This is a genomic window from Streptomyces sp. NPDC005648 (assembly GCF_040605395.1).
Taxonomy (GTDB): domain Bacteria; phylum Actinomycetota; class Actinomycetes; order Streptomycetales; family Streptomycetaceae; genus Streptomyces.
This window is the reverse complement of record NZ_JBEXCS010000108.1, coordinates 17,394-31,765: the sequence shown is the minus strand read 5'-3', so window position 1 is coordinate 31,765 and position 14,372 is coordinate 17,394. Positions and strand designations below refer to the sequence as shown.

11 protein-coding genes, 1 tRNA gene and 2 pseudogenes are annotated in these 14,372 nt (G+C 69.7%); 8 read left to right on the top strand and 6 right to left on the bottom strand.

Annotated features, from left to right (window positions below; all coding sequences use genetic code 11):
- Together ABZT17_RS38965 and ABZT17_RS38960 are read left to right on the top strand one after the other, a co-directional pair.
- Window positions 1-627 (top strand): annotated as a pseudogene (locus ABZT17_RS38965) (Tat pathway signal sequence domain protein); the annotation flags it as partial.
- Window positions 628-688: 61 nt separating this feature from the next.
- Window positions 689-2,407: a hypothetical protein gene (locus tag ABZT17_RS38960; RefSeq protein WP_356356434.1), complete on the top strand. Its 1,719-nt coding sequence runs from the start codon at window positions 689-691 to the stop codon at window positions 2,405-2,407.
- A gap of 81 nt (window positions 2,408-2,488) precedes the next feature.
- On the opposite strand, the gene ABZT17_RS38955 is transcribed toward ABZT17_RS38960, so the two are convergent.
- The 3 genes from ABZT17_RS38955 to ABZT17_RS38945 all read right to left on the bottom strand — a co-directional run bounded on the left by ABZT17_RS38955 (window position 2,489) and on the right by ABZT17_RS38945 (window position 6,537).
- Entirely contained in the window at window positions 2,489-3,748 is a 1,260-nt protein-coding gene (locus ABZT17_RS38955) for an alpha/beta hydrolase-fold protein (RefSeq protein WP_356356432.1), read from the bottom strand.
- Window positions 3,749-3,903: 155 nt separating this feature from the next.
- On the bottom strand, window positions 3,904-4,500 hold the full coding sequence (gene rfbC, locus ABZT17_RS38950) for a dTDP-4-dehydrorhamnose 3,5-epimerase (RefSeq protein WP_356356430.1): 597 nt from the start codon (window positions 4,498-4,500) through the stop codon (window positions 3,904-3,906).
- Window positions 4,501-4,527: 27 nt separating this feature from the next.
- Window positions 4,528-6,537 carry a glycosyltransferase family 2 protein gene (locus ABZT17_RS38945; RefSeq protein ID WP_356356428.1) on the bottom strand — a complete coding sequence of 670 codons (2,010 nt, stop codon included), beginning with the start codon at window positions 6,535-6,537 and terminating at the stop codon, window positions 4,528-4,530.
- A 221-nt stretch (window positions 6,538-6,758) separates the two neighbouring features.
- On the opposite strand from ABZT17_RS38945, the gene ABZT17_RS38940 reads away from it, so the two are divergent.
- The 3 genes from ABZT17_RS38940 to rfbD are packed head-to-tail and all read left to right on the top strand — an operon-like array spanning window position 6,759 to window position 9,690.
- Complete coding sequence (locus ABZT17_RS38940; protein ID WP_356356427.1) at window positions 6,759-7,826, top strand: glucose-1-phosphate thymidylyltransferase; 1,068 nt, start codon at window positions 6,759-6,761, stop codon at window positions 7,824-7,826.
- Entirely contained in the window at window positions 7,823-8,809 is a 987-nt protein-coding gene (gene rfbB, locus ABZT17_RS38935; RefSeq protein ID WP_356356425.1) for a dTDP-glucose 4,6-dehydratase, read from the top strand. The genes ABZT17_RS38940 and rfbB overlap by 4 nt, the downstream gene beginning before the upstream one ends.
- Window positions 8,806-9,690: a dTDP-4-dehydrorhamnose reductase gene (gene rfbD, locus ABZT17_RS38930; protein ID WP_356356423.1), complete on the top strand. Its 885-nt coding sequence runs from the start codon at window positions 8,806-8,808 to the stop codon at window positions 9,688-9,690. The genes rfbB and rfbD overlap by 4 nt, the downstream gene beginning before the upstream one ends.
- 88 nt (window positions 9,691-9,778) lie before the next feature.
- Here the strand turns inward: rfbD and ABZT17_RS38925 are convergent, their stop codons facing one another.
- Window positions 9,779-11,374 carry a hypothetical protein gene (locus ABZT17_RS38925; RefSeq protein WP_356356421.1) on the bottom strand — a complete coding sequence of 532 codons (1,596 nt, stop codon included), beginning with the start codon at window positions 11,372-11,374 and terminating at the stop codon, window positions 9,779-9,781.
- Window positions 11,371-11,535 (bottom strand): hypothetical protein, encoded by a 165-nt coding sequence (locus ABZT17_RS38920; protein ID WP_356356419.1) that lies wholly within the window; start codon window positions 11,533-11,535, stop codon window positions 11,371-11,373. The genes ABZT17_RS38925 and ABZT17_RS38920 overlap by 4 nt, the downstream gene beginning before the upstream one ends.
- A 47-nt stretch (window positions 11,536-11,582) precedes the next feature.
- On the opposite strand from ABZT17_RS38920, the gene ABZT17_RS38915 reads away from it, so the two are divergent.
- Together ABZT17_RS38915 and ABZT17_RS38910 are read left to right on the top strand one after the other, a co-directional pair.
- A tRNA-Arg gene (locus ABZT17_RS38915) sits at window positions 11,583-11,655 on the top strand.
- A gap of 194 nt (window positions 11,656-11,849) precedes the next feature.
- Window positions 11,850-13,319 (top strand): ATP-binding protein, encoded by a 1,470-nt coding sequence (locus ABZT17_RS38910; protein WP_356356418.1) that lies wholly within the window; start codon window positions 11,850-11,852, stop codon window positions 13,317-13,319.
- 172 nt (window positions 13,320-13,491) lie between these two features.
- On the opposite strand, the pseudogene ABZT17_RS38905 reads toward ABZT17_RS38910, so the two are convergent.
- Window positions 13,492-13,728, bottom strand: a pseudogene (locus tag ABZT17_RS38905) (RNA polymerase subunit sigma); the annotation flags it as partial.
- Between the two features lie 414 nt (window positions 13,729-14,142).
- On the opposite strand from ABZT17_RS38905, the gene ABZT17_RS38900 reads away from it, so the two are divergent.
- Window positions 14,143-14,346, top strand: a complete 204-nt coding sequence (locus tag ABZT17_RS38900) for a cold-shock protein (protein ID WP_004986771.1) — start codon at window positions 14,143-14,145, stop codon at window positions 14,344-14,346.
- Window positions 14,347-14,372 lie beyond the last annotated feature (26 nt).

The following is a 14,372-nucleotide window of genomic DNA, read 5'->3' as shown; positions in this document are numbered from 1 at the left end:
GTCGCCTCCACCGACTCCAACAACGTCACCAACGGCTGGGGCAGCAGACTCGCCCGCTTCAAGTTCGCCAACGGCGCCGTCCTGACCACCGGTTCATCACAGCTCACCAAGTTCAGCCCGGTCTCCGGAGCCGACCGCACCACCGTGGCCATCGACCCGGTCAACGGCAGACTCGCCGTGCGATACCGGCTCAACAACACGTTCTCGTTCGCGCTGTACGACCTCGCCACCTTCAAGGCCGGCACCTACACCCCGCTGGCCACCGTCACCCAGCCCACCGGCAGCGCCTATTCCGACTTCCAGGGCTTCACCACCCTCGGGCAATACCTGTACATGATCGACGGAAACGCGTACACCTACGCGAACGACACCACCACGACACCGACCGCCCCCGACGGCAACACCTACATCACCAGAATCGACTGGAACACCGGCTCCGTCAGCGACCGTCAGCTCACCAAGGCGGCCCAGAGCCTCTACTACCGCGAGCCCGAAGGCCTCGCCATTCAGATCCCGGACACCACCAACACCGCCGCCTGCCGACTCGTCATGGGATTCGCCTCGGAAAACTCCGCCACCGATACCAATAAGATGGCCAGCCTGTACTACAAGAGCTCCCTCATCTGACCCCGCCCTTCCGAGACCCCGACCGCCCGACCCCGACTCGCCCGCTCAAGAGGCTCCCCGTATGAGCAAGACGGCCGATGCCGCCGCCACCGTCCCCGACGCCGTGTCCGACCGTCCGGGACCGTCGTCACCGGCCGACCCCGCACCGCTGCACCGAGCGATCACCCTGCTCGCCGTCATCAGCCTGTTCATCGGCACCCGTGCCGACTGGACCACCGCGATCGCGAGACGGCCCCTGGTCGGGGGGCTCATCACCCTCGGTTACGCCGGGATCCTGACGCTCGGGATCCTCGCCCTCGCGGTGCGCAGCCGACGCGCCCTCGTGCGCGTGGACGCGGGAGCGCTGCTGCTCGGCATCGGGCTGGCGCTGTGCTCGTACGTCCTCAGCGGCGCCATGAACGACGAGACGGTGCTGATGACCCAGGCCACGCACGAACTGGTGCACGGCCACGGGGTGTACGGGCACGAGTGGCCATGGGTGTTCGAACGGCACCATGTCGGCGTCACCAAGACGATGTCGGGCGGCGCGGACTACTCCTTCGCGTATCCGCCGCTGGCGCTGCTGTTCAACGCCCCCGCGTACGCGCTGATCGGCGCCAAGGCGGCCACGCTCGTCCCGACGGTCCTACTGCTCGTCGGCGCCGTGACGCTGTGGGTGCTGCTGCCGACGCCGTGGCGGTCGGCGGCGACGGTGGTCTGCCTGGGCTTCCCGATGCTCAAGGGGTACGCGGCCATGGGCTACCCGGCGATCACGGCGCTCGTGCTGCTGATCCCGGTGGTGATCCACTGGCCCTCGATCGGTGCCGGGGGGCGGCTGCGCCGCTCGGACCTCGTGCGAGCAGGGCTCCTCGGGGCCGCGTGCGCGACGCATCAGCTGCCCTGGTTCCTGACGCCGTTCCTGCTCGTGGGCGTGTACGCGGTGCGGCGCGGTGAGCTCCCCGCGCGTGCCGCTCTCGGTGTGGTCGCACGGTTCACCGCGGTCGCCGCCGTCGTGGCCCTGGCCGCCAACGCCTATTTCATCGCGCAGGGCCCGCGGGCCTGGCTCTCCGGCATGGCTCTGCCGTTCACCCAGCACGGGGTGCCCCACGGCCAGGGCCTCATGGGTCTGTCGTACTACTTCTCCGAAGGCAGCAGCCGGCTGGACTTCTACTCCTACGCCAGCATGCTGATGGCGGCCGGACTGCTCGTCCTGTTCGTGCTCTTCGTACGGCGGCTGGGTCCGGCCGCCGTCGTCCTGCCGTGGTGTGCGTTCTACCTGGCCACGCGGTCCCAGGACGGGTACTACCTGATGATGACCCCGCTGTGGGTCGCGGGCGCGGCCACCGCCACCACGTCCGCCTTCGCCTCGGCCTGGCAGCCGCGGCTGCCGATGGGCCGGCGACGGGCGGTCAGTCTGGCCGTGGTGGCGGCGGTGCTGGCACCGGCCGCCGGGTCCGTGGCCGTCGCCGCCGCGAGCGGGCCGCCGATCCGGCTGGTGGTCGGCGATGTACGGGGCGACAGCGGCGGGATCGACGGGCTGACCGTGCGGGCGACGAACACCGGTGACACCGCGCTGACCCCGCACTTCGCGTCCAGTACCGGTGAGAGCACCTCCGCGTACTGGACGGTGCGCGGCGGCCCGGCCGTGCTGCGCCCGCACCAGTCGGCGCGCTACGTCCTCGTGCCGAGCGGTGGACGCTACGCCCTCCCCCACCGGGACCGGCTGCGGGTGAGGCTGCGGGTCTTCACGGACAGGCCGCAGACGCTGAGCAGCACGGACATCCGCGTGCCCAAGGGGTGAGCGTGACCAGCCACGGCGGTGGCCGCCGACGAACGACGGCCCCGTCGCCGCACATCCCGCCGAGCGCTCGGCGGCCGTCCGTCACCTGCGCTTGGTGGCCGGCTCGGAGGGCTCGGCGCCCGAGGCGCGGACCGTGCTGTGCGGCTTCTTGAGGTGCCGGGGCACGACGTCCTGCGGGAAGGTCAGCTGCTGGTTCATCCACTTCAGGGTCGCCGGCATCTCCCGTACCCAGGTCGGGAAGTTGTGGCTGCCCTTGTCCGGCAGGATCGACACCACACGCATGGGCGCCTTCACGGCCTTGATGAAGGCGAGGGTCTGCGGGTAGCCCTTCTCGCCCTGCTTGCTGTCCGCGACCAGGACGGAGACCTGGGGGGCGGGCAGGTGCTTCAGACGCCACATCAGGTCGTGGCCGTTGACCCGGTTGACCCGGCCGAGACCGCTGCCGAAGAGGTTGCCGGTGGTGGGATCGTCCTTGATCTTGTAGTCGGGCGAGAGGGCGCCTGCCGTGGTGTACACGTGCGGGTTGCGCATCGTGAGCTGCAGGGCGCAGGTGCCGCCGGAGGAGTAGCCCATGACACCCCAGGCACTGGCGTCGTGACCCACCCGGTAGGCGGACTTCAGGGCGTCCGGAAGGTCCTTGGCCAGGAAGGTCTCGGTCTGCGGTCCGCCCGGGACGTTCACGCACTCGGTGTCGCGCGGCGGAGCGATCGTCGGCCGGATCATCACCATGATGGTCGGCTGCATCTGGCCGCTCTTCTGCAGCTCTCCCGCGGTCTGCGACACCCGCAGGTACTGCGCGAGGTTGAAGATGGAGCCGGGGTAGCCGCTGAGCGCGACGATCACCGGGAAGCGCTGGCGGTGGTACGCCTTCTGGAAGTACTGCGGGGGCAGATAGACGAAGGCCGGGTCGACCACACCCGTACGGCGGCCGATGACCTTCACGGACTCGACCTTCCCGTTGACCGCCGGGTCGCCGGTGGGCAGCCCGCTGACCCGGTCGAGCTGCTCGGTGCCCGCGGGCTGTATCAGCGCGCCCTTCACGGAGATGCCGGTCACACCCGCGTCGCCGTTGTTCGCGGACGCCTGGGTGACACCGACGGGCGCGGTGTCGACGTTGCCGAAGAGCTCGCCCCACGATCCGAAGAACTGGTACGACGAGTTCAGCCAGCAGGCGAACGTCGCGATGATCGTCAGCTGGGTCACTCCGACGGCCACCAGCCGTCCGAGCACCTGCCACACACCCTGCTTGGCGAGTCGTGGCCACAACCAGACCAACAGCGCCACACAAATGGCGGCCACCGCCGCCATCACGTAAACAGTCGTCTCGCTGGTCAAGCCCATGCCACTCAGTCCCCGGTTTCCTAGCCCGTGGTCTTTCCGTCACCCAGGAGGAGGGCTACCAGCCCTTCCGCGTTCCCCAAAGGGTGCTAAAGGGAAAAAGACCCGGGCCCTACCGTGTTTCCACGGAAGGGCCCGTCCTAGACATCAGCGGCCGATCACTCGCCGCGCAGCGTCCCGCGGAAGGCGAGGCAGTCCTCGTACGCCGGGAGCAGACCCTGGGCCTCGGCCTCGGCGAGTGTGGGCGCCACCTCGTCCTTCGGGGACAGCAGCGGCTCGATACCGGCCGGCCAGTCGATGGCGAGGTCCGGGTCCAGCGGGTGAATACCGTGCTCACGTTCGGGGGCGTAGCCCTCGGAGCAGAGGTAGACGACCGTCGCGTCGTCGGTCAGGGCGAAGAAGGCGTGCCCGAGGCCCTCGGACAGATAGACGGCGTGGTGGGTCTCGTCGTCGAGCCGGACCGCCTCCCACTGCTTGTACGTCGGTGAGCCGACGCGGATGTCGACGATGACGTCGATGACCGCGCCGCGCACGCACTTGACGTACTTGGCCTGGCTCGGCGGAACGTCGGCGAAGTGGATGCCGCGCAGGGTGCCCCGCTTGGAGACGGAGCAGTTGGCCTGCGCGAGGGTGAGCTCCTGGCCGGTCGCCTCGCGGAACGCCGCTCCGCGGAACCACTCGTGGAAGCTGCCGCGGTCGTCGGGGAAGACCTTGGGCTCCAGCACCCAGGCACCCTCAATTCCCAGTGGTCGCACGTCTGATCCTTGCCTCGCGTGGTTCGGTTACTTCTTCAGGGCCCGGCGGAGCTTGCCCGCGGCGCGGCGCAGCAGCGTCGGCTCCGCGGGGCGCGCGGCGGGCTTGCGGCGGGCCGGAGCCTTGGCCGCCAGGTCGGCAGCGGCGGCGGCGAGCCGCTTGACCTCGGCGCCTCCGGTCGCGGAGACGTCCAGCACCAGCGGAAGGGCCACCGGCTTGCCGCCCCCGGTCGAGGGCACGGTCAGCTCCAGCCGCCACTGGCCGTCCGTCAGCTCGCCGAGCGGCAGAGCGGCGCTCAGCTCGGCCTTGTCGGAGCCGCGGGCGCTCAGCGTGGCGGTGAGGTCGACCGAACGGCCCGCCGAGGCGTTCTTCAGCTGTACGGTCGCCTTGCTCTCGCCCTGGACATGGAAGGGCAGGACGGCCACGAGGCGGCCGGGGTCCGTGGACACCGTGACGTCGGCGGGGGCCAGGTCGGCGAACTCGTAGGAGATCCGGTTGGTCTTCTGGCCGACGTCGAGGGAGAGGTTGCCGTGCGGGTCGGTCCAGTAGGGCAGGACCAGATGGGCCGGGGAGCCGAGGACGGCGGCGCGGCGCCCGCGGCCCGCCTCCTCACCGCGTACGGAACCGAGACGGGTCTCCTTGGTCCAGCCGCAGGAGCTGATGCGGATGAGGACGTCCCAGATGCCGGCGTCCAGTCCCGCGCCGTTCGCGGCGGTCAGCGGGTCGACCTGTGAGGTGGCGCGCAGGATCTGGCGGAAATCACCCTCCCGGCCCTCCACGGCGACCTTCTCCCGGGTCAGCTCGACGGGCTGGAAGAACTCCGCGGCCGTGGAGCGCTCCCGTACGACGAGGTCCACCTTGGACTTGGCCAGCGGGGCGGAGGTGTCCGCGCCGAGCAGGGCGATGGCGTCCAGGCTGGTCTGCGGCAGCGGCGGGACGAGCAGGTCCTTGTCGCCGTCGGCACGGAAGGTGATGGGCTCGCCGGCCGACTTGTACTCGGCGGTGAAGCCGATCGACAGCTTGCCGTCCTCCCAGCCCAGGGTCTCCAGGGCGCCGGAGGGCTTGATCCCCGACTCCCACTGGGCGAACTCCTCGACGTCGGCGAGGCGGTTCGCCGCGATCAGGCCGGCGACGATCTGCTGCGTGGGCTGCAGACCGGCCGCGACACCGGGGCCGAAGCGCTCGACGACGACCTTGTGGATCTCGTCGAACAGCTCCTGGCGGTAGTCCTCGGGCAGCTTCAGCAGACGCTGTCCGCGCATGCGCTCGACCATCTCGTTGCGCAGCCAGCGGCGGAAGAGCCGGTCCCGCAGCGGGCCGGGCTCGGTGAGCTTCTCGACGACGTCGAGGGCCTCGCGGAGGTTCTTGAAGTAGCCGACCGGGTCGAAGCGCTGGAAGCCCGCGTTGGACGCGTCCTCGCGCTTGACGTGGTAGTAGCACAGGTAGTCGCTGAGCACGGAGACGTTCTCGGCCCGCAGATAGGCCTCGGTCACGAAGACATGGTCCTCGAGGCGCCGGCGCCCCTCCATGTAGCGGAGGTCGTACTTGTCCAGGAACGCCTTGCGGAACATCTTGTGCGGGGTGAGGCTGTCGATCAGCGGGGCGTTCTCGACATTGGCGTGCGGGCGGTTCTTGCGGAACAGCTCCAGCGGGACCGGGCGGCCCTTTCCGGCCATCTTGCCGACGATCACGTCGGCGCCGTTCGCCACGCCGTAGTTGTACATGCGTTCGAGCGCCTCGTCGCCGAGCCAGTCGTCGTTGTCCACGAACTGGATGAACTCGCCCTTGGCGGCGGCGATGCCGACATTGCGCGGCTTGCCGGACCAGCCGGAGCCCTCCTGGTGGATGACGTGCATGTGGGGGTACTCGGCGGCGAGCCGGTCGAGGCGCTCGGGGGTCTCGTCGGTGGAACCGTCGTCGACGAAGATCGCTTCGTACTCGTCGTCCGGCAGGCTCTGGCGCAGAAGAGAGGAGATGCAGTCCTCGATGTATTTGCCCGGGTTGTAGACCGGGATCACCACGCTCACCTTGATGGGCATGTCTCTTCTTCCGCTTCAGTCTGGGGGGAGTCATTACGTCATGACCCGGCGCACGACGCCGCTCGCTGACGGACAAGGCTAACGCGTGACGGTCACACCGTGGTCACGTCAAGCGGGTAGCGCGGCCACAAACGGATCACAAAGCCCCCGCAATGGTTTGGCGAACTGTGATGGAACACACGAAGAGGTGCTTGACCCGGACCCCGGTTAGGATGCGCCGCATGAAGGCTCTCGTTCTCTCCGGTGGCTCGGGCACCCGCCTGCGTCCGATAACCCACACATCGGCCAAGCAGCTGGTGCCCGTCGCCAACAAGCCCGTGCTGTTCTACGGGCTGGAGGCGATCGCCGACGCCGGCATCACGGACGTCGGGATCATCGTCGGCGACACCGCCGGGGAGATCCGGGAAGCCGTGGGCGACGGCTCGAAACTCGGGATCAACGTCACCTACATTCCCCAGGACCAGCCGCTCGGCCTGGCCCACGCGGTGCTCATCGCCCGCGAATTCCTGGGTGACGACGACTTTGTGATGTACCTCGGCGACAACTTCATCGTCGGCGGAATCACCGGCCTCGTCGAGGAATTCCGTACGGAACGTCCCGACGCCCAGATCCTGTTGACCCGGGTGCCCAACCCGACGTCCTTCGGTGTGGCCGAGCTCGACGAGAGCGGCCGCGTCAAGGGGCTGGAGGAGAAGCCGAAGGAGCCCAAGAGCGACCTCGCGCTGGTCGGTGTGTACCTCTTCACCCCCACCATCCACGAGGCCGTCCGCAGCATCGAGCCGTCCTGGCGCGGCGAGCTGGAGATCACCCACGCCATCCAGTGGCTGATCGACCAGCACAAGGACGTCCGCTCGACGACGATCTCCGGGTACTGGAAGGACACCGGGAACGTCGCCGACATGCTGGAGGTCAACCGCTCCGTCCTGGAGTCGCTGGAGCCCGCCGTCGAGGGCACCGTCGACGACTCCAGCGAGATCATCGGCCGTGTGCGCATCGACGCCGGCGCCGAGGTCCGCGGCTCGCGCATCGTCGGCCCCGCGATCATCGGCCCCGGTTCGGTGATCAGCGACTCGTACATCGGCCCCTTCACCTCCATCTCCGAGGACTGCCGGATCGACGACAGCGAGGTCGAGTACTCCATCGTCCTGCGCGACTCCTCCATCACCGGCGTGCGGCGCGTGGAGACCTCGCTCATCGGCCGCAACGTCGAGGTCACCCCCGCGCCCCGCAACCCCGCAGCCCACCGTCTCGTCCTCGGCGACCACAGCAAGGTGCAGATCTCCTCATGACAACCCGAATCCTGGTGACCGGCGGCGCCGGCTTCATCGGCTCCCACTACGTGCGTACGCTGCTCGGCCCCGAGGGCCCGGGCGACGTGGCGATAACCGTCCTGGACAAGCTCACCTACGCGGGCAACCCGGCCAACCTCGACGAGGTGCGCGACCACCCGGGCTTCGCCTTCGTCCAGGGCGACATCTGCGACCCCGAGCTGGTCGGGAAGCTGATGGCCGAGCACGACGAGGTGGTGCACTTCGCGGCCGAGTCGCACGTGGACCGCTCCATCGACGGCGGCGCCGAGTTCGTCCGTACCAACGTGGTCGGCACCCACACCCTGATCGACGCCGCGCACCGGGCCGGCATCAAGACCTTCGTGCACATCTCCACCGACGAGGTCTACGGCTCCATCGACGAGGGCTCCTGGCCGGAGACGCACCCGCTGCAGCCCAACTCCCCGTATTCCTCCGCCAAGGCGTCCAGCGACCTGATCGCCCTGTCGTACCACCGCACCCACGGCCTCGACGTGCGGGTGACCCGCTGCTCCAACAACTACGGGCACCACCACTTCCCCGAGAAGGTCATCCCGCTGTTCATCACGAACCTGCTGGACGGCAAGAAGGTCCCGCTCTACGGCGACGGCGGCAACGTCCGCGACTGGCTGCACATCGACGACCACATCCAGGGCATCGACCTGGTGCGCACCAAGGGTCGCGCCGGTGAGGTCTACAACATCGGCGGGGGCACCGAGCTCTCCAACAAGGAGCTGACCGGGCTGCTGCTCGAGGCGTGCGGCGCGGACTGGGACGAGAGCGTCGAGTACGTCCAGGACCGCAAGGGCCACGACCGCCGCTACTCCGTGGACTGCACCAAGATCCGCACGGAGCTGGGCTACGAGCCCCGCAAGGACTTCGCCACCGGTCTCGCCGAGACGGTCACCTGGTACCGCGAGAACCGCGCCTGGTGGGAGCCCCTGAAGGAGCGCGCGGCGCTGTGACTTCCACCTGGCTGATCACGGGTGCGGGCGGCATGCTCGGCAAGGACCTCCTGGCCCGTCTGTCGGCCGACGGCGAGCAGGGCCTGGGCCTGGCCCGCGGGGACCTGGACATCACGGACCCGGAGGCGGTGCACGAGGCCGTCGCGGAGCACCGCCCCGACGTCGTCGTCAACTGCGCCGCCTGGACGGCCGTGGACGACGCGGAGACCCAGGAGCCCGCGGCCCTGCGGATCAACGGCGACGGCGCCCGCAACCTCGCGGCGGCCTGCGCCAAGACCGGCGCCAGGCTCCTCCAGGTCTCCACGGACTACGTCTTCGCGGGCGACGGCACCTCTCCGTACGCCGAGGACGCCGCCACCGCCCCGCGCAGCGCCTACGGCCGCACCAAGCTGGCCGGCGAGCAGGCGGTCCTGTCCGCGCTCCCCGACGCGGGCTACGTGGTGCGTACGGCGTGGCTGTACGGCTCGGGCGGCGGCAATTTCGTCCGTACGATGATCAAGCTGGAGGGCCTCAAGGACACCCTGGACGTCGTCGACGACCAGCGGGGCCAGCCCACCTGGACCGTCGACCTCGCCGACCGGCTGGTCCACCTCGGGCGTTCGGCGCTGGCCGGTACCGCGCCGGCCGGGATCTACCACGGCACCAGCGGCGGCGAGACGACCTGGTTCGGCCTCACCCGGGAGATCTTCCGGCTGCTCGGCGCGGACCCCGAGCGGGTCCGCCCGACCACCAGCGCCGCCTTCGTCCGCCCGGCCCCCCGGCCCGCCTACAGCGTCCTCGGCCACGACCGCTGGGCCGCCGCCGGCGTCGAGCCGATCCGTGACTGGCGCGAGGCCCTCCACGAGGCGTTCCCGGCACTGCTGGCGGCGGAGCGGCCGTAGTTCGCGACGCGGGGGCCTTCGGAGCCCCCTGATACGAGCGGGGTCCGCCGACCGTTGACCGGTCGGACGGACCCCGCTCGTTCTTCCGTCAGTGCGAACCCCTGCGGCGACGACCGGCGACGAGAACCGCTCCGCCGAGCAGCACGGCGGAGCCCGCCGCGGTGGCGATGAGCGCCGTGCGGCCGGCGCCCGTGGAGGCCAGGCCGCCGTCGGAGGGAGCCGTGGTGGCCGGTGCGGCCGTGGCCGACGCGGTCTCCGTCGGCGCGGTCGGTGTGGGCGTCGCCGTCGAGGTGGCGAAGGCGAAGGTGACGCCGTCGTCGGAGGCGTCCGGGTCGTGGACCGGGATGCCGGCCGGGCCGGGCCGTACGGTCGCCGTGCCCTTGGCACCGTCGTACCCCTTGGCGGTCCTCACCCAGAGTTCGAACAGCTGGCTCTTGCCGGCCGGGAGACCGAGCGGCACGGTGCACAGGTAGTGCCGGTCGTCGTCGGCCTGGACCTTGCACGGGCCGTACGGGGTGTCCTCACCCTCGTCGTAGGCGGTCCCGATCACGGTCACGTCCTTGGGCACCACCACGTCGACGACGACGGCGGACTGTCCGTCGACCCCGTACACGGAGCCCGGGCCGTGGTTGACGGCGTTGATGTCGAGAGCCCACTCGCCCGCCCTGTGGCGGGGCTTCGTCGTGGCGGTGGCCGCGAGGTCGGCGGAGTTGTCGGCCGCGACGGTGAACCGCCCCTTGGCGCCGTCCTCGAATCCGTTGCCCGTCCCGGACGCCCGCACCAGGGTGAGCGCCGGTCCGGTGCCCTGCTCCGTGCCGCCGCCGGGCTGCACGCCGGGGGCCAGCAGCTCGGCCGAGTAGTCGGTCACGGCGGTCAGGACGTGCTTGCCGACCGTGGCGGTCAGCGGGCTGCTCAGCTGCACGGTGCCCCCCGCGGGCACCGAGTCGGGGCCGACCGGGAAGAGGCAGGTGACGGATGTCCGGCCGTCGGGCTCGCCGGGGTCGTCGGCACCGCCGTAGGAGCAGTTGGAGTACTTCCGGTCGAAGACCAGGCCGCCCACCGACTCCCAGCGCAGCATGAGGCGCCGGTCGGTGGCCAGATCGCCGGTGTTGCGGAGCTGCAGCGGAAGGTCGATCCGGGAGCCGATTTCGGCATCCGTCACGTCCGGCGTCCTGCCGACGAGGAGCTTCGGGACGCCGACGACCACGTTGCTCTCCCCGGTGGCCCCGGTGGCGTGGTCGGCGGTGACGGCGTACTTGAGTGTGGCGTGGTCGCCGGGCACGGCGTTCGGCGCTCTGCGCAGGGTGAAGTCGACCGACGCCCTCTCGTAGACGTCCTTGTTGACGCAGGTGAAGACCTGCCCGTCGGCCGTGCACCTCGGGTCGTCGACCGAGACGCTCGCGACGCCCGCCAGGCCCCGCGCGTCGATGACGAGCGAGATGTTCGTCGGCAACGGGACCGACGCCCCGTCGTCCCCGAAACTCCAGGTCACGGTGGCCGACTGCGGCGTCGCTCCCACATTGATCTGACTGTCGGCGTCGATCGACGCGTACGCCTGCGTCGGCAAGGGGGACGGCGTCCCTGACGGACCGTCGGCCGCGGCGGCCACGCCGACCGCTCCGGGCGCCAGCGCGAACGCCATCGCGGCCAACGCCGCGCCGATCACCGTGCACTTGGAGTTCATGCACATGTGATGCGCGAGCCACGGGAAAGGTTGCCCACCGGGTTGCCCACCGGGTTGCCCACCGGGTTGCCCACCGGGTTGCCCACCGGGTTGCCCACCGGGTTGCCCACCGGGTTGCCCACCGGGTTGTCCACCGGACCGACCGCCCTCCACACCGGCACCCCGCCACGATCCGCTACGCTGTTCACGTCAGTGGCCAGGCCTTCGGGCCTTCGTAGCTCAGGGGATAGAGCACCGCTCTCCTAAAGCGGGTGTCGCAGGTTCGAATCCTGCCGGGGGCACAGAGAAATGCCTGGTCAGAGGCCGCATCGACCCTCCATGGACACCATGGAGGGTCTTTTGCATGCCCGATGGGAACATTCCGGGAACGGAACAATGGGGCATCTGGCGACGCGATCCAGCACGCACTTGGCGCGCGGCGAGGGTCGAATAAGTCCAGATATAATAAGCGCACCTATCCATACAGAGGTGCGCAGTGGACAAACCCGCCGAGATGTTCGACCGCGACTTCGAGTGGGCCGAGCTGACCCGCTTCGCCGCCCTGCCCGGCCCGCGTGCCACCCTCGGCGTGGTCTCCGGTCGCCGCCGCCAGGGCAAGAGCTTCCTCCTGGACGCCGTCACACGGGCAAGCGGTGGATTCATGTTCACCGCCACCGAGACCATCGAGGCCGACGCCCTGCGCCAGTTCGGTGAGGCGCTGGCCCGGTATCGGGGCCAGCCCACGCCGTTCCGCTTCGCGCACTGGGACGAGGCGGTCACCGAGCTCATGCGCATCGCCGACGGCGGCGCGCCCACCGTGGCGGTCATCGACGAGTTCCCCTTTCTCGCCAAGGCCTCCCCCGCCCTCCCCTCGATCATCCAGCGCGCCCTCGACCCCGCCGCCCAGCACACCAACACCCCCGTACGGCTCCTGCTGTGCGGCTCCTCCCTGCCCTTCATGGGCGGGCTGCTGTCCGGGAACGCCCCGCTGCGCGGCCGCGCCGGCCTGGAACTCGTCGTCCCCACCCTGGACTTCCGCCTCGCCGCCGAGTTCTGGGAGATCACCGACCCGCGCACCGCACTGCTCACCCACGCCATCGTCGGCGGCACCCCCGCCTACCGCCGCGAGTTCACTCAGGGCGACAGCCCCGCCGGACCCGACGACTTCGACGCCTGGGTCACCCGCGCCGTCCTCAATCCCGCCCGTCCACTCTTCCGCGAGGCCCGCTACCTACTCGCAGAGGAACCCGAACTCCACGACACCGCGCTCTATCACTCCGTCCTGGCCGCCATCGCCGCCGGAAACGCCGCACGCGGCGGCATCGCCGACTACCTCGGCCGCAAGTCCACCGACCTCGCCCACCCGCTCAGCGTCCTCCAGGACGTCGGCATGATCACCCACGAGGCCGACGCCTTCCGCCGCAACCGCTCCGCCTACCGCATCGCCGAACCCCTCATCGCCTTCTACCACTCGGTCATGCGCCCCGCCTGGGGCGATCTGGAACGCCCCGGACGCGCCCCCACCGTCTGGCGCCGCGCCCAGTCCACCTTCCGTAGCAAGGTCGTCGGCCCGCACTTCGAACAGGTCTGCCGCGAATGGGCCCGCTGGCACGCGTCCGCCCCAACCCACGGGGGGCAGGTCACAAGGGTCGCGAGCGGTACCGTCAACGATCCTGCCGCGAAGACCAGCCACGAAGTCGACGTCGCTGTCCACGGCGAGACCGACAGCGGCCGCGAAGCCCTGCTCGCCATCGGCGAAGCCAAATGGAACGACGTCATGGGAAACGGCCACCTCGAACGTCTCCAGCACATCCGTGCTCTCCTCACCGCACGCGGTACCGCCACCGACGTCACCCGGCTCCAGTGCTACAGCGGCGCCGGTTTCACCGACGAATTGCGCCACCTCGCCGAGAACGACCCCACCATCCAGCTGATTGATCCGACGCGCCTCTACCACGGCGACTGACCCGGTCGCGGCACCGCCCCTGCGCCCCTCTCAAAGCAGCTGCGGTGCTCAATGGACCCGACTGGGCAACGGACCTGTGTAGACGCTTCTACGACCCGCCAAGACCAGTTCCCAAGACCTCCGTTGGGAACCTGCCGGGAACAGCAGGACCAAGAAGCCCCATGAAGGCCAGGCGTCCGGCGGTCTCCTCGGCGTGATCCTCGACCCGTTCCTCGGCGGCGTGCGCGGCGGCCGAGGCGCTCGCCGCGGCGTGGTGGCGGCGGTTGCTGCGGTGGTGGGAACGGGCCACGTTGGTGGCGATGCCCAGCAGCCACGGCCGCAGCGAGCCGCCTTCGGCCTCGACCGGGAAGAGTTCCGCAAAGGCGTCCGGATCTCCGTTTCGCACCCGGGTTCGCATATCTGTGGTCACGTCTTGAACTGACGGTCGGTGCGGGCGAGTTCCGGTGAGACGCGTCACAGCCGTCGTACAGGTCACCGGCGCGGTGACCGCACGAGGACTCGATGGACAGGGCAGCCGCTCAGCCGCGCACCGCTCAGTCTGCGAGGACCCGAGCCCTGGTTGCGTACGACGCAGAAAGGCCGCTCCACGGAGAGCAATATCTATGTCCACAACATGAGAAATAGATGCCGGGCACGGCAAGTATTCCTCGGCCGTCGACCGGCTCGGAATTATCGACCGCACAGGGCCGGTTGCGCCGTGCTACTGTCGATCTCAGTTGCAGGTGTGGTTGCCAGAAGGTTCGTTTCCGGCGGGGTGATCATCACGGCGACAGGGAGTTCGCACAAGGCGAATTCCTGACACCGCCTCCGAAGGAGAAATGACATGGCTACCGGCACCGTGAAGTGGTTCAACGCGGAAAAGGGTTTCGGCTTCATCGAGCAGGACGGCGGCGGCGCCGACGTCTTCGCCCACTACTCGAACATCGCCGCCCAGGGCTTCCGCGAGCTGCTGGAAGGCCAGAAGGTGTCGTTCGACATCGCTCAGGGTCAGAAGGGCCCGACGGCCGAGAACATCGTTCCCGCCTGACGTCGGCGCTGACGCAGACTTCGCAG

Bases quoted from the DNA above. Each gene is read 5' to 3' on its own strand.
- ABZT17_RS38960 (WP_356356434.1), top strand. From the start codon at position 689: ATGAGCAAGACGGCCGATGCCGCCGCCACCGTCCCCGACGCCGTGTCC.
- ABZT17_RS38955 (WP_356356432.1), bottom strand. From the start codon at position 3,748: ATGGGCTTGACCAGCGAGACGACTGTTTACGTGATGGCGGCGGTGGCC.
- ABZT17_RS38945 (WP_356356428.1), bottom strand. From the start codon at position 6,537: ATGCCCATCAAGGTGAGCGTGGTGATCCCGGTCTACAACCCGGGCAAA.
- ABZT17_RS38940 (WP_356356427.1), top strand. From the start codon at position 6,759: ATGAAGGCTCTCGTTCTCTCCGGTGGCTCGGGCACCCGCCTGCGTCCG.
- rfbB (WP_356356425.1), top strand. From the start codon at position 7,823: ATGACAACCCGAATCCTGGTGACCGGCGGCGCCGGCTTCATCGGCTCC.
- ABZT17_RS38925 (WP_356356421.1), bottom strand. From the start codon at position 11,374: ATGAACTCCAAGTGCACGGTGATCGGCGCGGCGTTGGCCGCGATGGCG.
- ABZT17_RS38900 (WP_004986771.1), top strand. From the start codon at position 14,143: ATGGCTACCGGCACCGTGAAGTGGTTCAACGCGGAAAAGGGTTTCGGC.